Annotated in this window: 20 protein-coding genes; 4 read left to right on the top strand and 16 right to left on the bottom strand. The window is 67.7% G+C overall.

Going from position 1 to position 22653, the window contains the following annotated elements:
- Positions 1 to 1491, bottom strand: coding sequence for a CoA-acylating methylmalonate-semialdehyde dehydrogenase (locus tag ACSZL9_RS04795; RefSeq protein WP_446664333.1), 1491 nt, complete (start codon positions 1489 to 1491; stop codon positions 1 to 3).
- Positions 1492 to 1551: 60 nt separating this feature from the next.
- Between ACSZL9_RS04795 and ACSZL9_RS04800 the strand changes: the two genes are divergently transcribed.
- Positions 1552 to 2898: an aminotransferase-like domain-containing protein gene (locus tag ACSZL9_RS04800; RefSeq protein WP_446664334.1), complete on the top strand. Its 1347-nt coding sequence runs from the start codon at positions 1552 to 1554 to the stop codon at positions 2896 to 2898.
- A 15-nt stretch (positions 2899 to 2913) separates the two neighbouring features.
- Here the strand turns inward: ACSZL9_RS04800 and ACSZL9_RS04805 are convergent, their stop codons facing one another.
- From ACSZL9_RS04805 to gdhA, 3 genes are all read right to left on the bottom strand, one after another.
- A complete protein-coding gene (locus ACSZL9_RS04805) occupies positions 2914 to 3750 on the bottom strand; it encodes an ABC transporter permease (RefSeq protein ID WP_446664335.1) in 837 nt (278 codons plus the stop codon).
- On the bottom strand, positions 3747 to 4637 hold the full coding sequence (locus ACSZL9_RS04810) for an ABC transporter ATP-binding protein (protein ID WP_446664336.1): 891 nt from the start codon (positions 4635 to 4637) through the stop codon (positions 3747 to 3749). Before ACSZL9_RS04810 ends, ACSZL9_RS04805 begins: the two co-directional genes overlap by 4 nt.
- Positions 4638 to 4894: 257 nt before the next feature.
- Positions 4895 to 6214, bottom strand: coding sequence for an NADP-specific glutamate dehydrogenase (gene gdhA / locus ACSZL9_RS04815; protein WP_446665102.1), 1320 nt, complete (start codon positions 6212 to 6214; stop codon positions 4895 to 4897).
- 130 nt (positions 6215 to 6344) lie between these two features.
- On the opposite strand from gdhA, the gene ACSZL9_RS04820 reads away from it, so the two are divergent.
- Both ACSZL9_RS04820 and ACSZL9_RS04825 read left to right on the top strand, forming a co-directional pair.
- Complete coding sequence (locus ACSZL9_RS04820; RefSeq protein ID WP_446664337.1) at positions 6345 to 7517, top strand: histidine kinase; 1173 nt, start codon at positions 6345 to 6347, stop codon at positions 7515 to 7517.
- Entirely contained in the window at positions 7514 to 8176 is a 663-nt protein-coding gene (locus ACSZL9_RS04825; RefSeq protein WP_446664338.1) for a response regulator, read from the top strand. The genes ACSZL9_RS04820 and ACSZL9_RS04825 overlap by 4 nt, the downstream gene beginning before the upstream one ends.
- A gap of 114 nt (positions 8177 to 8290) precedes the next feature.
- Here the strand turns inward: ACSZL9_RS04825 and ACSZL9_RS04830 are convergent, their stop codons facing one another.
- The 4 genes from ACSZL9_RS04830 to rpsO all read right to left on the bottom strand — a co-directional run bounded on the left by ACSZL9_RS04830 (position 8291) and on the right by rpsO (position 13225).
- The gene (locus ACSZL9_RS04830) at positions 8291 to 9223 is read right to left on the bottom strand and encodes a phosphotransferase (RefSeq protein ID WP_446664339.1); all 933 of its coding nucleotides are present in this window, start codon (positions 9221 to 9223) and stop codon (positions 8291 to 8293) included.
- On the bottom strand, positions 9220 to 10170 hold the full coding sequence (locus tag ACSZL9_RS04835) for a TRM11 family SAM-dependent methyltransferase (RefSeq protein ID WP_446664340.1): 951 nt from the start codon (positions 10168 to 10170) through the stop codon (positions 9220 to 9222). The genes ACSZL9_RS04830 and ACSZL9_RS04835 overlap by 4 nt, the downstream gene beginning before the upstream one ends.
- 213 nt (positions 10171 to 10383) lie before the next feature.
- On the bottom strand, positions 10384 to 12774 hold the full coding sequence (locus tag ACSZL9_RS04840) for a polyribonucleotide nucleotidyltransferase (RefSeq protein WP_446664341.1): 2391 nt from the start codon (positions 12772 to 12774) through the stop codon (positions 10384 to 10386).
- Between the two features lie 181 nt (positions 12775 to 12955).
- Positions 12956 to 13225: a 30S ribosomal protein S15 gene (rpsO, locus tag ACSZL9_RS04845; RefSeq protein WP_446664342.1), complete on the bottom strand. Its 270-nt coding sequence runs from the start codon at positions 13223 to 13225 to the stop codon at positions 12956 to 12958.
- Between the two features lie 189 nt (positions 13226 to 13414).
- On the opposite strand from rpsO, the gene ACSZL9_RS04850 reads away from it, so the two are divergent.
- Positions 13415 to 13927: a MarR family winged helix-turn-helix transcriptional regulator gene (locus tag ACSZL9_RS04850; RefSeq protein ID WP_446664343.1), complete on the top strand. Its 513-nt coding sequence runs from the start codon at positions 13415 to 13417 to the stop codon at positions 13925 to 13927.
- A 116-nt stretch (positions 13928 to 14043) separates the two neighbouring features.
- Here ACSZL9_RS04850 and ACSZL9_RS04855 read toward each other — a convergent pair whose 3' ends face one another.
- From ACSZL9_RS04855 to ileS, 8 genes are all read right to left on the bottom strand, one after another.
- Entirely contained in the window at positions 14044 to 15306 is a 1263-nt protein-coding gene (locus ACSZL9_RS04855) for a prenyltransferase/squalene oxidase repeat-containing protein (RefSeq protein WP_446664344.1), read from the bottom strand.
- Positions 15307 to 15382: 76 nt separating this feature from the next.
- Positions 15383 to 15565, bottom strand: coding sequence for a hypothetical protein (locus tag ACSZL9_RS04860; RefSeq protein ID WP_446664345.1), 183 nt, complete (start codon positions 15563 to 15565; stop codon positions 15383 to 15385).
- 19 nt (positions 15566 to 15584) lie between these two features.
- The gene (gene ndk / locus ACSZL9_RS04865; RefSeq protein ID WP_446664346.1) at positions 15585 to 16007 is read right to left on the bottom strand and encodes a nucleoside-diphosphate kinase; all 423 of its coding nucleotides are present in this window, start codon (positions 16005 to 16007) and stop codon (positions 15585 to 15587) included.
- Positions 16008 to 16109: 102 nt separating this feature from the next.
- Positions 16110 to 16970 (bottom strand): undecaprenyl-diphosphate phosphatase, encoded by an 861-nt coding sequence (locus ACSZL9_RS04870; protein WP_446664347.1) that lies wholly within the window; start codon positions 16968 to 16970, stop codon positions 16110 to 16112.
- Positions 16967 to 17356: a DUF4233 domain-containing protein gene (locus tag ACSZL9_RS04875; RefSeq protein WP_446664348.1), complete on the bottom strand. Its 390-nt coding sequence runs from the start codon at positions 17354 to 17356 to the stop codon at positions 16967 to 16969. Before ACSZL9_RS04875 ends, ACSZL9_RS04870 begins: the two co-directional genes overlap by 4 nt.
- Positions 17357 to 18748, bottom strand: coding sequence for a bifunctional folylpolyglutamate synthase/dihydrofolate synthase (locus tag ACSZL9_RS04880; RefSeq protein WP_446664349.1), 1392 nt, complete (start codon positions 18746 to 18748; stop codon positions 17357 to 17359). It lies immediately after the preceding gene.
- Positions 18741 to 19253, bottom strand: a complete 513-nt coding sequence (locus tag ACSZL9_RS04885; protein WP_446664350.1) for an N-acetyltransferase family protein — start codon at positions 19251 to 19253, stop codon at positions 18741 to 18743. The genes ACSZL9_RS04880 and ACSZL9_RS04885 overlap by 8 nt, the downstream gene beginning before the upstream one ends.
- Positions 19254 to 19296: 43 nt before the next feature.
- On the bottom strand, positions 19297 to 22626 hold the full coding sequence (ileS, locus tag ACSZL9_RS04890; protein WP_446665103.1) for an isoleucine--tRNA ligase: 3330 nt from the start codon (positions 22624 to 22626) through the stop codon (positions 19297 to 19299).
- Between the last annotated feature and the right edge of the window lie 27 nt (positions 22627 to 22653).

Below are 22653 nucleotides of genomic sequence, written 5' to 3' on the forward strand. Positions count from 1 at the left end.
TCAGTGGTCGCCGTTCGTGGGGAAGCCGAGGTCGATCTTGGAGCTGCCCGGGTCCGGCCACCGACTGGTGACCACCTTGCGCCGCGTCCAGAAGTTGATGCCCTCCGGTCCGTACATGTGGGTGTCGCCGAAGAGCGAGGACTTCCAGCCGCCGAACGAGTAGTAGCCGACCGGCACCGGGATCGGCACGTTGACGCCGACCATGCCGACCTGGACGTCGAACTGGAAACGTCGCGCCGCGCCACCGTCACGGGTGAAGATCGCGGTGCCGTTGGCGAACGGGTGATCGTTGATCAGGGCGAGGGCCTCTTCATAGGTGTCGACGCGGACGATCGACAGCACCGGGCCGAAGATCTCGTCGGTGTAGGCGACGTTGTCCGGCTCCACGTCGTCGAGCAGTGTGCACCCGAGGAAATAGCCTCTCTCACTGGAGTTTCCGCGCCCGTCGACCACGACGGTGGCGCCTTCGCGCTCGCCGCGATCGATGTAGTCGACGACCTTCTCGCGATGCTGAGCGGTGATTAGCGGACCCATGTCGGTGCCGTCCTGATCTCCCGGTCCGATGCGCAGCCCCGGGATCCTGGTCTTGATCGCGTCGATCAGAGGGTCGGCGACAGCACCGACGGCAACGACGACCGAGATCGCCATACAGCGCTCGCCGGCGGCGCCGTAAGCCGCCGACACCGCGGCATCCGCCGCGACGTCGATGTCCGCGTCGGGCAGCACCATCATGTGGTTCTTCGCGCCGCCGAGCGCCTGCACGCGCTTGCCCGCCTTGGTGCCCGTCTCGTAGATGTAGCGCGCGATCGGCGTCGAGCCGACGAAGCTGACCGCGTCGACCTGCGGGTGCTGCAACAGACCGTCGACCGCGACCTTGTCGCCCTGCAGCACGCTGAAAACGCCGTCGGGCAGACCTGCCTGCTGCCACAGCCGCGCCAACAGCAGTGACGCGGAGGGGTCCTTCTCGCTCGGCTTGAGGATGAACGCGTTGCCGCACGCGATCGCGCTCGCGCACATCCACAACGGGACCATCAACGGGAAGTTGAACGGCGTGATGCCGGCGACCACGCCGACCGGCTGCCGGATCGAGTAAACGTCGACGCCTGTGGAGGCCTGCTCGGTGAAGTCGCCCTTCAGCAGATCGGCTACGCCACAGGCGTATTCGACGTTTTCCAGCCCGCGCGCGACCTCACCGGCGGCGTCGGACAGCACCTTGCCGTGCTCGGCGGTGACGATCGCCGCGAACTCGTCGGCATGCTCGGCGAGCAGCTGGCGGAAGGCGAAGAGCACCTTGGTGCGTGTCGCCAGCGACGCGCTGCGCCACGCGGTGGCCGCGGTGCGGGCCGACGCGACGACCGCATCGACGTCCGCTGTCGAGGCGAGCGCGAGCTCTGCGGTCTGCTCTCCCGTCGCCGGATTGTGGATGGGCGCGGTCGCGTCGGACTTCCCCGCGGTGAGTTGGCCGTCGATCCAGTGCTGCACGTGTTCCATGCCACGCAGATTACGTGTCACGCATTGCCCGCACAATAGCAATTATGTAGTGTCACAAAAGTGATCGAGGAACTCTCCCAGCGCCTGTCCGAGCCGACCGCGCGTGGCCTCGCCGATGCCGTGGCCGGCGCCGTGGCCGCCGGATCGGTCGATCGCGGAGCGCGGCTGCCGCCGATCCGCTCGGTGGCCGACGGACTGCAGTTGTCGCCGACGACGGTGAGTTCGGCGTGGGCGATCCTGCGGCGGGCCGGCACCATCCGCACCCAGGGACGCCACGGCTCGTTCATCGCCGAGCGCGCCGATGCCCGGCCGAACGGCCGCTACCGGCGCGCGGTCGGCGACCCGGTGCGCTTCGCCCTCGACCTGTCGACGGGAGTGCCCGACCAGCGACTGCTGCCGTCCTGGGGCAACGCGCTGCGTGCTCTCGGGGACGGCCCCGCGATGCACAGTTATCTGGACGACCCGGTCGTGCCCGAGCTCGCCGAGATCGTCCTCAGCAGCTGGCCCTGCTCCCCCGAGCGCCTCACGATCACCGACGGCGCCACCGACGCGATGGCGGCGATCCTGGCTCAGCTGGGCGGTTTCGGCACCCGGGTCGCCATCGAAAACCCAGCGTTCCCACCGTTTCTCGACCTGTTGGAGTCCTACGGGATGCGCCCGATCCCGGTGGAGCTGGACGCGCACGGTCTCGTCCCGGCCAGCCTGCACGCGGCGCTGACCAACGGAGCCGAGCTGGTGGTGCTGCAACCCCGCGGGCAGAACCCGACCGGCGTCTCGCTCACGGCCCAGCGGGCTCGCGAGCTCGCCGAGATCATCGCGCCGACCTCGGTGCACGTCATCGAGGACGACTCGCTCGACGGCATCGCGGCCACTCCCCTGGTCAGCCTGAGCACGCTGTTGCCCGACCGAGTGCTGCACATCCGCAGCTTCTCCAAGGCCTACGGGCCCGACCTGCGGCTGGCCGCGATCGGCGGACCGACCCAGCTGGTCGGACCGCTGCAGGAGCGTCGCCAGCTCGGCCAGGGCTGGTCGAGCCGGCTGCTGCAGCGCCTGCTGGTGCGGTTGCTGAGCGATCCCGCGAGTCTGCAAGAGGTGCAGGCCGCGCGGGCGGCATACTCCTCGCGGCGGCGGGAGCTGGTCGAGGCGTTGGCCGCCGAAGGTGTGACGGTGGGCGGCGACGACGGCATCAACATCTGGGTGCCAGTGCTGCACGAGGTGTCGGCACTGCAGAGCCTGGCCGCGAACGGCATTGGTGCCGCTGCCGGTTCGCCCTTCCACGTCACGGTCGGCACGGACGATCAGGTGCCGCACATCCGAGTCACCGCCGGACTCGTCGCGACGAACGTCGCTCAGGTGGCGTCCGCACTCGGCAGCGCGGCGCGTGTCGGCGGGTCACTCGCCCGGTGAGGGCGCAGTGCTTACTCAGCCGCGGATCCGGTCCCTGCCGAGGTCCCGGCGCCATCCGGCAGCGGCGACCAGCGATGCTGCGACCGCCCAGCCCAGGACGATCAGCACGTCATGCACCGGATTGCCAAGCGTCGCACCGAAATCCGCAGCCTGATGCGGAGTGGCGACAGCACCCCACGCGAGGCTGCCCCAGTGCGATGTCGGCAGGTATGCCGCAACGGCCGCGACCGGCCCCGGCAACGTGTCGGGAGACATGACGAACCCGGACGTGTAGGACAGCGGCAGGAAGATCAGGTTGCCGATGACGTTCGCAGCTTCCGGTCGCACCCAGTAGGCCAGCGCGAAGCCGAAGGGAGCCAGGCACAGCGTCCCGAAGAGAATGACAGCCCACAGCCGCAGCAGGCTCCCCAGCGGCAGGTCGGCACCCACCAGCCGGGCTATCAGCGTGTTGCCCGCCAGAATCGTTGTCGCAGCTGCGAATCCGAGCAACACCTTGCCGCTGAAGAAGGACCACAGCGGCATCGCGGAGGCACGCAGTCGACGGATCCAACCCATGCCACGCTGTGCCGCCGCGGACACGCCCACCGCGAAGATCGCCAGGTTGACGACCCCGAAGCAGGTGAAGGACGTCATCAGCATCGCCGCGACAGGCAGGCCGCCTTCGAGGTCACCGCGGATTGTCGTGCCGAAGAGCACGAAGAGCACCATCGGCATCGCGACCAGGCCGAAGAACCAACCGCTGCGGAAGCCACCCCGCCACTCGGCCCGGAAGAGCGCGAACATGGCAGCGAAGCCCAGCGGCATACGCTGCTCGTCTGTTGTTGTCGTTGTGCCGGTCACCAGATCGGTCATGCCGTCCGCTCCTCGGTCAGGGTGACGAACGCCGACTCCAGATCCGCGTCGGCGATGCTCAGCTCGCTGACCCGGTGGCCGCCGCGGAAGAGGCGCTCCAGCAATGCCTCCGGATCGCGGGACAGGAAGTCCAGGCGACCATCGGGCAGGGTCGAAACATCAAAGATGTCAGGTTGATTCGCCAACCACAGCCCCCCGGAAGCGATGCGCAGCTGCACCCGGCGCACTCCGACCCGGCCGACGATCTCGGCAGTGGCGGCGTCGGCGATCTTCCGGCCGTGGTGCAACACGACGACGCGGTCGGCGACCGCCTGTGCCTCCCGCAGGTCGTGGGTGGCCAGCACGATCGCGCGGTCCTGCACCGCCAGCTCCCGGATCGTTCCCAGCAGGCTGCGGCGGCCGGCCACGTCGAGCGCGGCCGTCGGCTCGTCGAGGATCAGCAGCTGCGGTGTCCCGGCCAGTGCCAGGGCCAGTGAGAGCCGCTGTCGCTCACCGCCGGACAACTCCCCCACGCGGCGGTCCGCCTTGTCCGCCAGCCCGACCAGCGAGAGGAGCTCGGCCAGCGGGGCCCTGCGCGGATAGAGGTGCTGGGTCAGCCGCACGGTCTCGACCACGGTCAGCCCGACCGGTCCGGTGGTGTCCTGCAGCATCGCCCCCATCCGCGCACGCGCCCGGCGCGAGGTGGGCGACATACCGAAGACACGGACGGAGCCGGAGCTGGGGTCGCGCAGCCCGAGCAGCATGTCCAGCAGAGTGGATTTGCCCGCGCCGTTCGGACCGAGCAGCGCAACGATCTCGCCCGGTCGCAGCGTCAGGTCGACGTTGTCGACCGCGGTCGCGCCGCGGAAGGTGCGGCTGACGCCGCGCATGACTGCCATGGTTTCCATGGCCGCCACTCTCGCCGGGTGTGCCGCGGCCCGGCAGTGTCACCGGGCACGGATGTCACCCATGACCAATGGCATGGGCCAAGAGCGGAGGAGGAGCGGAGTGCAGGGAGTGCAGGGAGTGCAGGGGTGCCACCATCCACGCCGAGAGGCCCCTCGATCGCCGACAGGCCCCGGATTACGGCCGAAATCGGCGCAAATCGAGGGGCCTGTCGGTGAACCGGGGGCCTGTCGGCACGAAGGTGATCAGATGACGGTGATCAGATGACGCCGAGGGCCACCATCGCGTCGGCGACCTTGATGTAGCCCGCGAGGTTGGCACCGATGACGTAGTCGCCGGGGTGGCCGACGGCCTCCGCCTGCGTCACGCAGGTGCGGTGGATGTCTCGCATGATCTCCTGCAACCGCTGCTCGGTGCGCTCGAAGCTCCAGGAGTCGCGGCTGGCGTTCTGCTGCATCTCCAGCGCACTGGTTGCGACACCACCGGCGTTGGCGGCCTTGCCCGGCGCGAAAAGCACCTTCGCGTCGCGCAGCACACTCGCCGCCTCCGGAGTCGTCGGCATGTTGGCGCCCTCGGCAATCAACCGAACACCGTTTGCCACCAACGTCTTCGCGCCGGTCTCGTCGAGCTCGTTCTGCGTCGCACAGGGCAGCGCGACCTGGCACGGCACGTCCCAGATCGACCCGTCGGAGACGAACCGGGCACGGCTGCCGACCTTGTCGACATACTCCGAGATCCGCCCGCGACGGACCTCCTTGATCTCCTGCAGCACCTCGAGGTCGATGCCCTGCTCGTCCACGACATAGCCCCCGGAGTCGGAGACCGCGATGACCTTCGCGCCGAGCTGCTGGGCCTTCTCCACCGCATAGATGGCGACGTTGCCGCTGCCGGAGATCACGGTGGTCATGCCGTCCAGCGAGGAGCCCTGTGCGGTGAGCATCTCCTGGGCGAAGAAGACGGTGCCGTAGCCGGTCGCCTCGGTGCGCACCTGCGAGCCGCCCCACGACAGCCCCTTGCCCGTGAGCACGCCCGACTCGTAGCGGTTGGTGATGCGCTTGTACTGACCGAAGAGGTAGCCGATCTCACGGCCGCCGACACCGATGTCACCGGCCGGGACGTCGGTGTATTCGCCGACGTGCCGGTAGAGCTCGGTCATGAACGACTGGCAGAAGCGCATGACCTCGGCGTCGCTGCAGCCCTTGGGGTCGAAGTCGGACCCACCCTTGCCGCCACCGATCGGCATGCCGGTCAGGGCGTTCTTGAAGATCTGCTCGAAGCCGAGGAACTTCACGATCGACAGGTTCACACTCGGGTGGAACCGTAAGCCGCCCTTGTAGGGGCCGAGCGCGGAGTTGAACTCGACGCGGAAACCGCGGTTGACCCGCACCTCGCCGCTGTCGTCCACCCACGGGACACGGAAGATGACCTGCCGCTCGGGCTCGCAGATGCGCTGCAGGATCGACCACTGCGTGTAGTAGGAGTGCTTGTCCGCGAGCGGCGTGAGGCTCTCCATGACCTCGTGCACCGCTTGTTGGAACTCCGACTCACCCGGGTTCCGGGCGAGGACGTCGTCGAACATCGGCTTGAAGGAAGGATGCAAGGAACTCACGGGCGGTAACCATAGGCGGTCTGCGAAACCGGTGTCGAAAGCGTTCACAGGATGACCTTCGGCACGGTTCTGCCGCTCCATCGCGCCCTAGAGTCGGAGTGTGCGAGTGGTGGAGCGGCTGCAGTTCGTCAATGGCCTGATTGCCATTGCGATCTTCGCGGTGGCACCGCTCTTCCTGGGCGGCCTGCCCGACCTGCCCGCGCCATTCCGGATCGTCTACTGGGTCTGTGTCGCGCTCGTGGCACTCATCTTTCTGCTGGTGGCAGGCTCCCCCGTCGTCTTCCGGCGGGACACCCGCACCTACCTGCTGGTGGGGTTGTTCGTCCTGGCGGCATACACGGGCGCGGCGCTGGGCTCGACATACGGCTTCAGCATCATGCTGCTGGCCGTCACCACCGCGGTGTGGGCCAGTTTCGTCCCGTTGCGTGTCTCGATCCTCACCATTGCGGTCCTGTTGCCCGCCAGCACGGCACTCATGGCGCTCGTCAACGGGCAGGCATCGGTGCTGACCTGCACCTGGTATGCCGTGCTCACGCTGATCGTCGCGGCGTTCGTGCTGATCGGCGTCGAGCAGACCGCGGCCGTGGAGCGCGCGCGAGCGGAGTCCGAGGCGGCCAATCGCGCGCTGCGGGAGGCACAGGCCAGACTGCGCGAGCACAGCGCGGCCGAAGAACGGCTGCGGATCGCGCGGGAGTTGCACGATGTCGTCGGGCACCGGCTGACCGGTCTCACGCTCACTCTCGAGGCCGCCCGCCACCTGCCACCCGCCGAGGCGCAGCACTACCTGGACAGCGCTCATCGCACGGGCAAGGAGCTGCTCGCCCAGGTGCGCACTGTCGTGAGTGAGTTGCGCGACGCCGACTCGGCCGAGGCGTCGTCGCTCACCGAGCTCGCACGTGCGTGGCCCGGTATGCAGGTGTCGATCACGGACGCCGAGCTGCTCGACAGCGCACCGGACGCGCTGCGCCACGCCACTGTGCGACTGGTCCAGGAGTCGCTGACCAACGCGGCCAGACACGGCGCTGCCGGCCATGCCTGGGTGACCCTCGAGACCGCCGACGAGACCTTCACCGTCGTCGTCCGTGACAACGGTGCGGGCGCTCCGACTGCGGTGGAAGGCAACGGATTGCGTGGCATGCGAGAGCGTTTCGACGCGCTGGGCGGATCTGTCGTATGGCGCGGCGCGCCCACCGGCGGCTTCATCGTCCAGGCATCGGCACCACTTCGACCCACATCGGCCGATCAGCCGGCAACCACCAAGGAGCAGGTATGACGACAGGCGTCCCCATCCGGGTCTTGGTCGTCGACGACCAGACCATCGTGCGCGACGGCATTGTCGGCCTGCTGCAGCTGAGCGACCGGATCGACGTGGTCGGGGCCGCCGCGGACGGCCGGAAAGCGTTGGAGGCGCTGGAGATCGAGCGGCCTGACGTCATACTCCTGGACCTGCGGATGCCGGTGCTGGACGGCATCGCCGTGCTGCACGAGCTGGCCCGGCAGGACGACCCGCCGCCGTGCCTGGTGCTGACGACGTTCCAGGACGACGAGCAGGTGTTGCAGGCGCTGCGGGCCGGTGCGCGTGGCTATCTGCTCAAGGACGTCTCCTTGGAGGACCTCGTCGCTGCCGTCGAGGTTGTCGCGGGCGGCGGGTCAATGGTGTCGTCCGCGGTGACCCAACGTCTGCTGGACCGGCTCGGATCGGCCGAAACCACCACGGCCCCAACGGATCTGCCGGTGCACATCGACTTGACCACGCGCGAGCGCGAGGTGTTGCGCATGCTGGTCGGCGGCTTCTCCAACAAGGAGATCGCCTCGGCGATGCATCTGGCGCCGGGCACGGTCAAGAACCACGTGTCAACAGTGCTGGCCAAGCTCGGCGTGCGTGACCGGACCCGCGCAGTGTTGCGGGCGCTCGAACTCGACCTGGTGTGAGCTCGGCTGCCCCGCCCCCAACCCTCCATGATCGAGAGGAGCACCAATCGACCGAGAGGACCACATATCGGGGGCGAATTCGTACGCCTCTCGATCATTTTGTACGCCTCTCGGTCAGAGGACGGTCTCGAGTTCGCGGCGCAGGTTCTCCGCCCAGCGAGCACGGGTCGCCGGCATCGTCGGCAGCCCTGGCGGCGGGTCGTCCATCGATCGCGCCTGGAGCGTCATCGCCACGGCCGCCATCAGGGCCACCAGGTCGGACGGGTCGCGATCCGCGAGCGCCGGTTCGTGTGCGAAGAACTCCAGCGCCGAGACCTCACTGCCACTCATCGCGCAGTCCATCGCGAGCATCGCGTGGTCCACCCATGGCGCGCCACGGCGGGCCTGGCCCCAGTCGATCAGCACGTCACGGTCCGCACCGAATATCAGGTTGTCGGCGCGAACGTCCCAATGCAGCAGCGTCTCTCCGGTGATCAGGCCGACGGCCCGCTCGGCGTGTGACACCAGGCGAACGTGATGCTCCGCCCACCACGGGTCGAACCAGTCGAGCCGATCGGCAAGCAGTTTCCAACCGGTGCTGAACAGGGGCGACTCGCTGGCCGGTGCCAAACCGTCAGCACTGATGTCATCAAGCACCGGCCGCAGCCCTGACAGCACAGCGCCGGCGCGCGCCAGGTCGCCGGCCGACCACGGCACCTGAGGCAACTCGCCCGGCAGGTCCTCGAGCAGCATGGCCACCCACTCACCGTCGTCATAGGTGTCGAGAAGCCGCGGCAGGCTCCGATGGGACGGGAATTCGGCGAGCAGCCGCAGCTCGGATCGCAGCAGGGCCGGCGTCATCGGGTTGAGCTCCGGGCCACAGGCCTTCACGAAAGCCGTTGTCCGCGAGGTTGTCCGGAGTCGGGCGGCCGGCCCGGGCGACATACCGCCGACGCAGTCGACAACCGACGCCACCTCGCCGACGCGACTCGCAACCCACCGACGGACACGCTCAGGAGACTCAGCAAGGCGGATGCGCTCCCCTCGCGCGTGCTGGTGGCGGGTCATGCCCGTCCCCTCTTCGGCCGACGGCTGCGCCGCACGATGTAGGCCGTGGGGGTCACCCCGTTGTACCGGATGACTCTCTCCCCCGAGATCTTCAAACCCCTTGCGTGTGCGACGGATTCGACGAAGACGCGCTTGTCGTCGGACAACAGCACGCAGCGTCCGTCTGCGGTCAGCACCCGCTCGACCTCACGCAGGATCGCCGGATAGAGGGTCTTGTTGAGCTCGTTGCTGCCGATCCTCTTGCCGAACGGTAGGTCGCTCACCACTCGATCGATGCTCCCGTCGTCGATCGGCAGGTCGGCCGCGTCTCCCTCGAGCACCGAAACAGCCTGTTGCACACCGGCATTCGCGATGTTCTCAGCGGCCATGCGGGTCGACTCCGGGTCCTGATCGATGCTGTATGACGGGCCGCCGCGCAGCAGCGCATCGACGATCGGCACAGTGCCGACGCCGGCGCACGGGTCGAGCAGCCGGTCCCCCGGCCGGAGTTTGGCGAGCCGGAGCAACCCGGCGGCCACCGGTCCGGGGGTGGTCGCCGGCAGCCGACGCAAGTGTCCGATCCGTCGCGACCAGTGCCACGGCCCGAGGTCGATCACCTGGGCATCGGTGTCGACGTTCAGGATCCAGTCGCCGGGCTCATTGACCCACCCCAGTGCCGCGAGCCGCCCGATCCAGTCGGAGCGGACGGCCGGATCCTGTGCCTGCACACGGAAGGTCGGTTGCTGGATGCCGAGGAAGCCGGCCGCGTCGATCGCCGAATCGATCCCGGACAGCGCAATACTCACCCGGTCGACCATCGCGGGCACTTGGTTCAGCTGCACCGGGTCGGTGCACCGGATCACGCCCGGTCCGAGCAGCTCTGACCGCACCCCGTCGCGGTCGCGCAGATCCCCACGGACGAGATCCTCCAACCCCACCGGACACGTCAGCAGCAGCGGGGTCGTCATACCGGCGAGCCTAGCGGCGCCACAAACCTCGACCGTCGAAGGTTAGGAACGCCCAACGTCGCCGCCAGCCCACCTAAACCTCGACCGTCGAAGGTTAGGTCCAGCAAAAGCGAAACGGCCCGGCCGGCGCACAATGCGCCGACCGGGCCGCCTCAGTGACCTCGATACGCTCGCTCGTTCCTCACGAGCTACTCGGCCACCTGGGGGTCGAAATCAGTCCTCCGCAGCGACCGGCTCGGCGTCGGCGTTGCCCGACTCCTCGCCGCCCTCGGCGTTGTCCTTGCCACGACCGCGACCACCGCGACGGCGGTTGCGCTTGCGCGGCTCGCGGTCCGACTTCTCCTCGTCGGACGACTCGGCCGGCGCAGGAGCGGCAGGAGCCTCTCCCTCGTCCGAGGCCGCGGCGTCGTCACCGCTCTCCTGCACGACCGCGAGCGACAGCTTGCCGCGCGGGTCGATCTCCTTGAGCTCGACCTGGACCTTCTGGCCGATCTTCAGCACGTCCTCGACAGCGTCGATCCGCTTGCCGCCGACCAGCTTGCGCACCTCGGAGATGTGCAGCAGGCCGTCCTTGCCCGGCAGTAGCGAGACGAACGCACCGAAGGTCGTCGTCTTCACGACGGTGCCCAGGAAGCGCTCGCCCACCTCGGGCATCTGCGGGTTGGCGATCGCGTTGACCGCGGCACGCGCAGCCTCGGCGGACGGGCCGTCGGTGGCACCGATGTAGACGGTGCCGTCGTCCTCGATGGACAGGTCGGCGCCGGTGTCCTCCTGGATCTGGTTGATCATCTTGCCCTTCGGGCCGATGACCTCACCGATCTTGTCGACAGGGATCTTCACCGCGATGACGCGCGGGGCGTAGGGCGACATCTCGTCGGGAGCGTCGATCGCCTCGTGCATCACGTCCAGGATGTGCAGGCGCGCGTCGCGAGCCTGGGTCAGCGCACCGGCCAGCACGTCGGCGGGAATGCCGTCGAGCTTGGTGTCCAGCTGGATCGCGGTGACGAACTCACGGGTGCCGGCGACCTTGAAGTCCATGTCGCCGAACGCGTCCTCGGCACCGAGAATGTCTGTCATTGCAGCGTATTCGGTCTTGCCGTCAACCTCGGCGGACACCAGACCCATCGCAATGCCGGCGACCGGTGCGCGCAGCGGCACACCGGCGTTGAGCAGCGCGAGAGTCGAGGCGCAGACCGAACCCATCGACGTCGAACCGTTGGAGCTCAACGCCTCCGACACCTGGCGGATCGCGTAGGGGAACTCCTCACGCGTCGGCAGCACCGGCATCAGGGCACGCTCGGCGAGCGCACCGTGGCCGATCTCGCGGCGCTTGGGCGAACCCACGCGGCCGGTCTCACCGGTGGAGTAGGGCGGGAAGTTGTAGTTGTGCATGTAGCGCTTGCGCGACACCGGCGACAACGTGTCCAACTGCTGCTCCATGCGCAGCATGTTCAGCGTGGTGACACCCATGATCTGGGTCTCGCCGCGCTCGAACAGCGCCGAACCGTGCACCCGCGGGAGCACCTCGACCTCGGCCGACAGCGCACGGATGTCCGCCAGGCCACGGCCGTCGATGCGGACCTTCTCGCGCAGGATGCGCTCGCGCACGAGCTTCTTCTGCACCGCGCGGTATGCCGCGGAGACTTCCTTCTCCCGGCCCTCGAACTGCATTCCCTCAGAAGCGTATTCGGCCTTCAGCTCCTCCTTGTAGGAGTCGAGCTGGGACTCACGGTCCTGCTTGTCCGCGATGGACAGCAGACCACGCAGCTTCTCGGTCGCAGCGCCGTCAATGGCGGAGTAGACGTCGTCCTCGTAGTCGAGGAACAGCGGGAACTCTTGGACCTCCTTGGCGGCTTCCTTCGCCAGCTTGCTCTGCGCCTCGCACAGCACGCGGATGAAGCCCTTGGCGGCCTCCAGACCCTGCGCGACGATCTCCTCGGTCGGCGCCTGCTTGCCCTGGTTCTTGACCAGGTCCCAGGTCGACTCGTTGGACTCGGCCTCGACCATCATGATCGCGACGTCGTCACCGACGATGCGACCGGCGACGACCATGTCGAACGTCGAGTGCTCCGCGTCGGAGTAGTTGGGGAACGCGACCCACTGGCCGTCGATCAGCGACACGCGGGTGGCGCCGATCGGACCGGAGAACGGCAGACCCGAGATCTGCGTCGACGCCGAGGCGCCGTTGATCGCGAGCACGTCGTACTGGTGGTCGGGGTTCTGGGCCAGCACGGTGATGACGACCTGGACCTCGTTGCGCAGGCCCTTGACGAAGGCCGGACGCAGCGGGCGGTCGATCAGCCGGCAGGTCAGGATCGCGTCGGTCGACGGACGACCTTCACGACGGAAGAAGCTGCCCGGGATCTTGCCCGCGGCATACATCCGCTCCTCGACGTCGACGGTGAGTGGGAAGAAGTCGAAATGGTCCTTGGGCTGCTTGCCCGCGGCAGTGGTCGACAGCAAGGTGGTCTCGTCGTCCAGGTAGGCGACGACCGCACCGGCGGCCTGCTTGGCCAGCCGCCCGGTCTCGAATCGGACCGTGCGGGTGCCGAACTTGCCGTTGTCGATGACGGCTTCGGCGAAAGTGATCTCTGGACCCTCCATTGGGCCCTCCTGTTCTTTTTCGGACCGCACATCGTCGTTGTGCGCGGTGCTCTTCTTCTACGGGTGTATGCCGCGGGTCGGCCGCATCCTTGTCGGGCCGGCGGAAAACACCCGCCTACGACAACAAGGCGGTTACCGGATGGGTAACCGCCTTGTCGGCATAAGTCTTGTGGGTCAAACGTCAGCGACGCAGGCCGAGGCGCTTGATCAGCGAGCGGTAGCGCTCGATGTCGACGTCCTCGAGGTAACGCAGCATGCGCTTGCGCTTACCGACCAGGAGCAGCAGGCCGCGCCGGCTGTGGTGGTCGTGAGGGTGCTGACGGGAGTGCTCGGTGAGGTCGGTGATGCGCTGGGTGAGCATCGCGATCTGCACCTCGGGCGAACCGGTGTCGCCCTCTTTGGTCGCGTATTCGGTCATGATCTGCGCCTTGGTGGCGGTATCCAGAGGCATGAGTGGGCGATCTCCGTTCGTCTTCTTGGTTGCGCGGTGCTCCTGGGCATGTCCACCAGGGCGCTCTTGGTCCGCGGCCGGTTTCACGGCAAGGGTCAGGTTATCAGCACGTACCGGCCCGCCCCTAATCGAAGCGGGCGCCGGAGGCCGTGCTCCGCGCAGCGGACGTCATACGCTCTAATGGAAGCGATGAGCCGGACTGCGAAGAGCGAGCGAAGCCGCTACGAAGCCGAGGTCGCCGCGTATGTCGAGGCGGGTGGCGACGAGCAGGTTCAGCGTGTCATCACCGCGGTGCACGGGCTGGCCCGCCGACTGTCGCAGTGGTACACCCAGAACCTCTCCGACCTGGACCTGACCGCCGGGGAGTGGGCAGTCATCCGGCACCTCGCCGCCGAAGCAGACGACCACATCTCCACCCCGTCGCAGCTGGCCGAGACCGCCGCTGTCGCACCGTCGTCGATGACCCACCGGCTGGACCGGATGGCCGAGCGCGGCCTCATCGAACGCGAGCCCGACCAGGACAACCGCACCCGGATCCTGGTGCATCTCACCCGGGACGGCTGGGAGATGTTCCGGCAGGTGGTCCGCCACTCCGACATGGTGGAGTCCGACGTGCTGTCGCACCTTCCCGCGGGGCAGCGTGACAAGCTCGCCCACCTGCTCGAGCTGGCCATCGCCGGCCTCGACGACGCTCTCAAGTAGACCCACTCCTCACCGAGCGGACACGAACGCCACTGAGCGGACACGAAATCCGCGCGATTTCGCGCGTATTTTCGTGTCCGCTCGGCGTTTGTGTGTCCGCTCGGTTCGGGTGACGGTCAGTCGTTCGAGCGCAGTCGGCGACGCAGGCCGGCACCGGCCAGGGCGACTCCACCGAGCGCGGCGACGCCGCCGAACAGCAGTCCGTTGTTGCCCCCGTCGGACGGGCCGTCGGTGATGACTGCCGGCCCGGTCGTCGTGGACGAAGCGGTCGCACTGGCGGTCGCAGTGCCGGTCGAGCTGCTCGTCGGTGTCGGGGCCGGGGCTGCCGAGCAGTCGAGCGCCGGCGCCGCAGCCGAGCCGCCGGCGGTGATCTTCAGGTAGGGCTGCTGGCTGATGGCCAACAGCGCCTGCGGGGTGGCCCGCAACTCCTGATCGGTCACCGTCGCCTTGCTGCCCTTCGCACGCTGCTCGGCGAACGTCTTGTCGTCGAACGCGTAACCGCCGCGCAGCTCCGCGGGCGCGCTGCACCCGAACTGCAGGCTCTCGACATACGACTTGGCCTTCGCGGCCTGCGTGGTCTTGCCGGCCAGGCTGAACGCCACGGCTGCCAGGCCGGTGCTGTTGGTGTTGGGGCCGCCGTTCTCCGCGCCGGGCTCCACGACGCCACCGTTGGCCTCCTGCTTGCCGGAGATGAAACCGATGGCCTTGTCGATCTGCGCGTCGTGGCCGCCGGCGGCGCTCAGCGCCTGCACAGCCAGCGAGGTCGCGTCGGTGTCACCGGTGCACGATCCGGTGAACGTGATCCGGAAACCACCGTCGTCACACTGCTGCTTGAGCAGAAAATCAACGGCCTTCGTGTCGGGCTGGCCGGCACGGGTCAAGCCGACGACCGCCAGTGACTGACCCATCGTGTTGGAGTAGTCGCCGTAGGTCGACTTGTCCTTGAACTGCCCGTTGTCGGTCTCGAGCCCCTTCAGGTCCGCCACGATCTTGCTGGTCGGCAGGCCCTGCGCCTGGGAGAACACCAGCAACTTGGCAGTCGCACCGGCATACTGCTCACCCTCGGTGCCGCCAGTGGTGTAGGCCGCGGAGTTCTTGGTGATGTATGTCGCCGCCCGCTGCGCGGCGGACTGACCGGTCTGCACCGCGTCGAGTCCGAGCACGGCGTCGATGGTCAGGCCGTAGTCGGGGTAGCTGCTGCCGCCGGCACTGATCGACAGATGGTCGCCGCCTGCAGTCAACTCGCCGGAGAGGAAATGCGCGCCGGTGTCGACAGTCGGTGTGGCCGCGTGGGCCGGCGCGGCGATGCCGGTCAGCCCGGCACACGCAAGCGCGATGGCGCCCGTGAGACCCGCACGTGCGCGAAGAGTTGTGGTCATTGCTTTTGGGAACCTTCCACGAGATCGCGCGGCCCGTCGAAGTCCCGTCGATTGACCTCGCGGAGCCGCGACGAGATCACTCGCGGACGCGCAGGTGCTCCGGCTCGCCGACCGGAACCAAGGTCCCGGCCTGCACACGGTTGCGGGTCAGCGCCGGAGTCGCACCGGCTTTCCCTGCAGTTATTGCGTCCAGTGCGGAGCTTACCGCGTGGTGGTGGCCGAGCTCGTCGAGGTCACCGCGTCGCTTCGACAGGCTCAACGACCACAAGGGGACGAGCTCAACGACCGCTACCGCCGAACCAGATGCCGATCTCGCGCTCGGCCGACTCCGGTGAATCCGAGCCGTGCACGATGTTCTGCTGCACGGCCAGCCCCCAGTCGCGGCCGAGGTCGCCCCGGATGCTGCCCGGTGCCGCGGCGGTCGGGTCGGTGGCGCCGGCGAGTGCGCGGAAACCCTCGATGACGCGCTCACCGGTGACGATCGCGAAGGTCGCCGGACCGCTCGCCATGAAGTCGACCAGCGGCTGGTAGAACGGCTTGCCCTCGTGCTCGGCGTAGTGCTGGGCGAGCCGGTCCCGGTCGGGAGTCATGATCTGCAGCGTGTCGAGCGTGTAGCCCTTCGCCTCGATGCGGCGCAGGACCTCTCCGGTCAGACCGCGCGCGAATCCATCGGGCTTGACAATGACGAGGGTGCGTTCCATGACGCCCATTCAATCGGACGGCGCATTCGGTCGAACGGCCGGTATGCCGCTCCCCTCCTCGCAGCCTCTCCCCTCGCCCAGTGACGGGGTGTCGGGGTTGCGTCAGGCCGCGATCTTGCCGAGGACGAGCATGCCGAAGAGGAAGACTGCGAGGGCGATCCGGTAGTAGACGAACGGCCGGAACGTGTGGGTCGAGATGTAGCGCATGAACCACGCGATCACGGCATACCCGACGCCGAACGCCAGCACCGTCGCGACCGCGATCTGGCCCCAGCCGTCGCCCCCGCTGCCGTGGATGTCCTTCAGCTCGAAGAGGCCGGAGATCACGACCGCCGGTATGGCGAGCAGGAACGAATAGCGCGCCGCGGCCTTGCGGGTGTAGCCCATGAACAGACCACCGGAAATCGTTCCGCCGGAACGGGATACGCCCGGAATGAGCGCGAGCGCCTGCCACAGGCCGTAGAAGATGCCGTCGCGGACGGTCAGGTCGTCGAGGGTCTTGCGCCCGTGTTGCTCGTCCTGCTCGTGCCCGTGCTGCTCGTCGTGGTCGACCGTCGCGTCGGCCACCGCGATCACGATCGCGAAGATCAGCAGCATGCTGGCCGTGACCCACAGGTTGCGCAGGTCTCCCTCGATGAAGTCCTTGAACACCAGGCCGAGGATGCCGATCGGGATGGTGCCGACGATGACCAGCCAGCCCATCCGGGCGTCCGGGTCACTGCGCGGCACCTTGCCGGCGACCGACAGCGCCCACTGCTTGATGATCTGCACGATGTCGCGCCAGAAATAGACGATGACCGCAGTCTCGGTGCCCAGCTGGTTGACGGCGGTGAATGCCGAGCCGCCGCCGTCGTTGTCCCAGAACAACCGGCCGAAGATGAGCTGGTGCGCCGATGACGAGATCGGCAGGAACTCGGTCAGGCCCTGCACGATCCCGAGCACCACAGCTTCGAACCAGGTCATCCGGAACTCTCCTCACGGCGAGTGGTCAAGGCGTCCATCTTGCGACCCTGGACGAGTGCGGTGACCCACAGGGCGAGGAACATCAGGCCGACCAGGAACATCATCGGCACGACGAAACCTGCCAGGACTGTAGCGATCTGGACTATCCATCCCAACGTGACACCCCACGGACGCCTGAGCGTGCCTGCGGCGACGATGCACAGGACCGCGAGCACGATCCCGACGACGAGGTATGACGTGTGGGCCGTGTCGTGTTGCGACTTCGCGATCGCCCAGGCGACGAGCGCGCCGAGGAAGACCACGACGCTCTGCGAGCCGACCACCATGCCGGCGAACCGGCGCGTCATACGGTCGCCGACTCCGTACATCAGAACAGTGCCGATCATTTAGGAGTCCGTCACCCCGAGCAGCGCGCGCACGTCGGCGGCGGTCTGGATGGACCCGGTCGCGAGCACACCACCGGCGACACCACCCTCGTCGGAGAGCTCGGCCGCGCGATCGATGGCGTCCGGCAGGTTCGGGACGATGTCGACCCGCTCCTCGCCGAAGATCTCCACCGCGATGGCACCCAGGGCAGCCGGCTGCATGCTGCGATGGCTCGAATTGCGGGTGATCACAACGTGATCCAGCACCGGCTCAAGCGTCGACAACATGTCGTCGGCGTCCTTGTCGGCGAAGATCGCCAGCACACCGACCAGGCGCGCGAAGTTGAACGAGTCGCTCATCGCATTGCGCAGCGCCCGTATGCCGGCAGCGTTGTGCGCACCGTCGACCAGCACCGTCGGCGAGCGCCGCACAATCTCCAGCCGGCCCGGCGAGTCGAGATCGGCCAGCGCGGCCCGCAACAGGTCGATGTCCAGCGGCTGCTCTCCCCCGCCGAGAAATGCCTCGGCAGCGGCGACAGCGGTCGCGACGTTGTGCGCCTGGTGCTCGCCGAAGAGGGGGACGTAGAGCTCGGGGTAGGTGGCCGCGAGTCCTTGCACGGTCAGCTGCTGGCCGCCGACGGCCTGGTCGCGCTCGAGCACCTCGAAGTCGATCGTCTCGCGCTTGGCCGCACCGCCCACCTCGGCGACACGCTCGGCGATCAGCTCGTCGACCGCCGGCTCCTGCTCGCCCACGACGGTGATCGACCCCGGCTTGATGATGCCCCGCTTCTCCAGGGTGATCTCCTCGACCGTCGAGCCGAGCAACCGGGTGTGGTCCAGCGAGACCGGCGTGACGACCGCGACCTGACCGTCGGCGACGTTGGTCGCATCCCACTCGCCACCGAGGCCGACCTCGACGATCGCGACGTCGACAGGTGCGTCCGCGAAGGCGGCATAGGCCATCACGACAAGGATCTCGAAGTAGGTCGTCGTCGGCTCGCCCGCCTCGCGTGCTTCGTTGTCGATCAGCTCGACATACGGCAGCACGTCGTCGTATGTCGCAATGAACCGCTCGGGGTCGATCGACCTGCCGTTCAACGCGATTCGCTCCCGTACGTTGTGCAGGTGCGGCGAGGTGAAGCGCCCGGTGGACAGTCCTGTCTCACGCACGATCCGCTCGATGGTGCGCGTGGTGGTCGTCTTGCCGTTGGTGCCGGTCAGGTGGATGACCGGGAACGACCGCTGCGGGTCGCCGAGCAGCTCCATGATGCGGCGGACCCGCTCCAGCGACGGCTCGGGACTCGACTCCGGCGTGCGCCCGAGGATGGCCGCCTCGACCTCTCGCAGCCGCTTGCGCAACTCCAGGTTGCGCTCCGCCTCGCGAGCGGCTGCGTCCGGACGACCACTAGCCATGCGTTTCATCATCCTTCAGTGGGAGGTGGATCCAGACCGAGTCGGGAACGCCGCCACCGGTGCTCTCGCGCCCGGTCTCGGTGAACCCGTAGTGCTCGTAGAAGCCACGGGCGTTGTCGTTGCCGTCCAGGTAGGACAGCACCATCTCGTCATACCCGTCGGCCTTGGCCTTGGCGATCGCGGCACGCATCAGCATGCCGCCGACGCCGGCGCTCTGGAACTCCGGCAGCACGTAGAGCTTCCACAACGCCACGTTGCCGTCCAGCGGGCCGACCGACGTCATACCGACGATGTCACCGTCGTACTCCGCGACGGTGACCCGCCCAGCGCGTATGGCGGGGATCGTCGCGTCAGCGGTCCACCACTTCGCCAGGCCCATCGCGACGTAGTCCTTGCCCGCGATCGGCCCATAGGTCGCCGGCCAGGTCTGCTGGCCGACGTCGATCACGCCCTGCAGGTCGTCGCCGGTCGCAGCCCGTAGCAACACACCGCTGGCTATCTTCATTTCGACGTCCCCTTCAACAGCGTCGTCCCCTTCATCGCCCGCATCACTTCGCCGCCTCGCCTGCCGGCTCGACGCGCTTGACCGAGATCGACACGTGCTTGCCGCCGCCCAGATCCGCCTCGACCGCATCGGGCAACTCGTGACCCGCGCCGGCCGAACCGAACTGCACGGCAAGCGTCTCACGCATGATCAGCTGCTGATGGGTGACCGTCGCCTGCCACGCGTCATCGTCGCCGGTGACGCCCAGGCTGATCCGGTCGCTCACGTCCAGTCCCGCCGAACGGCGCGCCTGCTGCACTGCGCGAATGATGTCGCGGGCCAGGCCCTCGATCCGCAGCTCCTCAGTGACGTCGGTGTCGAGGACCACGAACCCGCCGCCGGGCAGCATCGCCGGCACCTGGTCGGCCCGCGACTGATCGGTGACGACCGACTCGAGGGTGAATTCGCCTTCCTGCAAAGCCAATCCGCCGCTGGTGACGGTGCCGTCGTCGGCGACGGACCAATCACCGGACTTGCTGCCCTTGATGGCCTTCTGCACGTCCTTGCCCAGCCGCGGACCCGCTGCGCGGGCGTTGACCGTGAGCTTCTGCTCGATGCCGAAGTCGGCCTCGCTGGCTTCGGCGAGATCGATCAGTCGAACGTCGCGGACGTTGACCTCGTCGGCGATCAGCGCGGTGAAGTCGGTCAGCGACTCGGCGCCGTCCACCACGACGGTCAGCGACGCAAGCGGCAGCCGCACACGCAGTTGCTGCGCCTTGCGCACCGACAACGTCGTCGAGCAGATCGAGTGAGCTCGGTCCATCGCCTCGACCAGTTGTGTGTCGGCGGGCAGGTCGGTCGCGACCGGCCAGTCGGTCAGGTGCACCGACCGGCCGCCGGTCAGCCCGCGCCATACCTGCTCGGTGACGAAGGGCAGCAACGGTGCCGCGACGCGGCATACGGTCTCCAGCACGGTGTAGAGCGTGTCGAAGGCGGCCTGAGTGTCGCCCTCGGTCTCGGCCGTCCCCCAGAAGCGCTCACGCGACCGGCGGATGTACCAGTTGGTCAGCACGTCGAGGAAGCCCTGCACCGCGTCGCACGCCCCGGCCACGTCGAGCTCGTCGAGCGTCATCCGGACCGCCTCGACCAGCTCACGGGTCTTGGCCAGCACGTAGCGGTCCATGACATTGGTCGAGTCGGTGCGCCAATGTCCTTCTGCCCCAGCGGCATTCGCATAGAGGCTGAAGAAGTACCAGCTGCTCCACAGCGGCAGCAGCACCTGCCGCACGCCGTCGCGGATGCCCTGCTCGGTGACGATCAGGTTGCCGCCGCGCAGGATCGGGCTGCTCATCAGGAACCACCGCATGGCGTCGGCGCCGTCGCGGTCGAAGACCTCGGACACATCCGGGTAGTTGCGCAGCGACTTGGACATCTTCTGCCCGTCGCTGCCCAGCACGATGCCGTGGCAGATGACGTTCTTGAACGCCGGCTTGTCGAAGAGCGCCGTGGACAGGATGTGCAGCATGTAGAACCAGCCGCGCGTCTGCCCGATGTATTCGACGATGAAGTCGGCCGGGAAGTGGTGCTCGAACCAGTCGGCGTCCTCGAAGGGGTAGTGCACCTGCCCGTAGGGCATCGACCCGGAGTCGAACCACACGTCGAGCACGTCCTCGACGCGGCGCATCGTCGACTTCCCTGTCGGGTCATCGGGATTCGGGCGCGTCAACTGGTCGATGCCGGGGCGGTGCAGGTCGTCGACCTTGACACCGAAGTCGCGCTCGAGCTCCTCGAAGGAGCCATAGACGTCGAGGCGCGGGTATGCCGGGTCGTCGGACTTCCACACCGGCACCGGGCTTCCCCAGAAGCGGTTGCGGGTGATCGACCAGTCGCGGGCGTTGGCCAGCCACTTGCCGAACTGACCGTCCTTGACGTTCTCCGGGACCCAGTTGATCTCCTGGTTGTGCGCGAGCATGCGGTCCTTGAAGGACGTGACGCTGACGAACCAGGAGCTGACTCCCTTGTAGATCAATGGGTTCCGGCACCGCCAGCAGTGCGGGTAGGAGTGCTCGTAGGTCTCGCGGCGCAGCAGCACCGTGCCGGGCGTCACAGACGAGGTGGCCGAGGAGACCGGAGCGCTAGCGGAGGTCGTCTCGAGGCCCCGCGTCGCCGCCTTGAGGTCGTCGATGATGTGCGGATTGGCATCGAAGACCTGCATGCCTTCGTATTCCGCGACCGGGAAGGTGAAACGCCCGTCGGGTCCGACCGGCATCACCGGTGCGATGCCCTCGCGCTCGGTGACGATCATGTCGTCCTCACCGAAGGCGCCGGCGCTGTGCACCAGGCCGGTGCCGTCCGTGGTCGTCACGAAGTCGGCCGGCACGACGCGGAAGGCGTTCTCGTGGTCGGCGAAGTAGCTGAACGGCGGCGCGTAGACCGACTCCAGCAGGTCACGCCCGGTGAGCCGCGCGACGATGTGCGGCTCCGGGTCCGCCTTGGCGTCACCGAACAGCTCCTTGGCGTATGCCGCGACGCGCGCGTGCGCCACGACATACCGCTGCGCGCTGCCGGTGGGCACGTCGGTCTCGACGACGACATACTCGATATCCGGCCCGACCATCACCGCGAGGTTGGACGGCAAGGTCCACGGGGTGGTGGTCCAGGTGAGGAAGTAGGCGCCCTGCAGAACGTCGAGTTTGCTGCTGGTGCAACGGAATCCGACGGTCACCGCCGGGTCCTGCCGCTGCTGGTAGACGTCCTCGTCCATCCGCAGCTCGTGGTTGGACAACGGGGTCTCGTCGTTCCAGCAGTAGGGCAGCACGCGGAAGCCCTCGTAGATCAGCCCCTTGTCGTAGAGCTGCTTGAACGCCCAGATCACCGACTCCATGAAGTCGGGGTTCAGCGTCTTGTAGTCGTTGTCGAAGTCGACCCAACGGCCCATCCGCTCGACATACTCACGCCACTCGTCGGTGTAGCGCAGCACCGAGGCGCGCGCGGCGTCGTTGAACTTGTCGACCCCCATCTCGAGGATCTCGTCCTTGGTCTTCAGACCGAGCTGCTTCATCGCCTCCAGCTCGGCCGGCAGCCCGTGGGTGTCCCAGCCGAAGCGGCGCTCGACCCGCTTGCCGCGCATCGTCTGGTAGCGCGGGATGAGGTCCTTGACGTAGCCGGTGAGCAGATGGCCGTAGTGCGGCAGGCCGTTGGCGAAGGGCGGTCCGTCGTAGAAGACGAACTCGTTGCTGCCGTTCTCGCCCGCGTCGCGCTGCTCGACGGACGCGCGGAACGTGTCGTCGTCATCCCAGTACTTCCGCACGACCTTCTCGATCGCCGGGAAGTCCGCGGACGACGAAACTCCATGCGGTTCGGGTGAGGTCAGATCGACCTTCGGGTAGGTCATGCGGTGGTTCTCTTTCGCGGTCGGCTC

It is taken from the genome of Flexivirga sp. B27, assembly GCF_052905685.1.

Bases quoted from the DNA above. Each gene is read 5' to 3' on its own strand.
- ACSZL9_RS04795 (WP_446664333.1), bottom strand. From the start codon at position 1,491: ATGGAACACGTGCAGCACTGGATCGACGGCCAACTCACCGCGGGGAAG.
- ACSZL9_RS04805 (WP_446664335.1), bottom strand. From the start codon at position 3,750: ATGACCGATCTGGTGACCGGCACAACGACAACAACAGACGAGCAGCGT.
- ACSZL9_RS04810 (WP_446664336.1), bottom strand. From the start codon at position 4,637: ATGGAAACCATGGCAGTCATGCGCGGCGTCAGCCGCACCTTCCGCGGC.
- gdhA (WP_446665102.1), bottom strand. From the start codon at position 6,214: ATGTTCGACGACGTCCTCGCCCGGAACCCGGGTGAGTCGGAGTTCCAA.
- ACSZL9_RS04825 (WP_446664338.1), top strand. From the start codon at position 7,514: ATGACGACAGGCGTCCCCATCCGGGTCTTGGTCGTCGACGACCAGACC.
- ACSZL9_RS04830 (WP_446664339.1), bottom strand. From the start codon at position 9,223: ATGACCCGCCACCAGCACGCGCGAGGGGAGCGCATCCGCCTTGCTGAG.
- ACSZL9_RS04835 (WP_446664340.1), bottom strand. From the start codon at position 10,170: ATGACGACCCCGCTGCTGCTGACGTGTCCGGTGGGGTTGGAGGATCTC.
- ACSZL9_RS04840 (WP_446664341.1), bottom strand. From the start codon at position 12,774: ATGGAGGGTCCAGAGATCACTTTCGCCGAAGCCGTCATCGACAACGGC.
- rpsO (WP_446664342.1), bottom strand. From the start codon at position 13,225: ATGCCTCTGGATACCGCCACCAAGGCGCAGATCATGACCGAATACGCG.
- ACSZL9_RS04850 (WP_446664343.1), top strand. From the start codon at position 13,415: ATGAGCCGGACTGCGAAGAGCGAGCGAAGCCGCTACGAAGCCGAGGTC.
- ACSZL9_RS04855 (WP_446664344.1), bottom strand. From the start codon at position 15,306: ATGACCACAACTCTTCGCGCACGTGCGGGTCTCACGGGCGCCATCGCG.
- ndk (WP_446664346.1), bottom strand. From the start codon at position 16,007: ATGGAACGCACCCTCGTCATTGTCAAGCCCGATGGATTCGCGCGCGGT.
- ACSZL9_RS04870 (WP_446664347.1), bottom strand. From the start codon at position 16,970: ATGACCTGGTTCGAAGCTGTGGTGCTCGGGATCGTGCAGGGCCTGACC.
- ACSZL9_RS04875 (WP_446664348.1), bottom strand. From the start codon at position 17,356: ATGATCGGCACTGTTCTGATGTACGGAGTCGGCGACCGTATGACGCGC.
- ACSZL9_RS04880 (WP_446664349.1), bottom strand. From the start codon at position 18,748: ATGGCTAGTGGTCGTCCGGACGCAGCCGCTCGCGAGGCGGAGCGCAAC.
- ACSZL9_RS04885 (WP_446664350.1), bottom strand. From the start codon at position 19,253: ATGAAGATAGCCAGCGGTGTGTTGCTACGGGCTGCGACCGGCGACGAC.
- ileS (WP_446665103.1), bottom strand. From the start codon at position 22,626: ATGACCTACCCGAAGGTCGATCTGACCTCACCCGAACCGCATGGAGTT.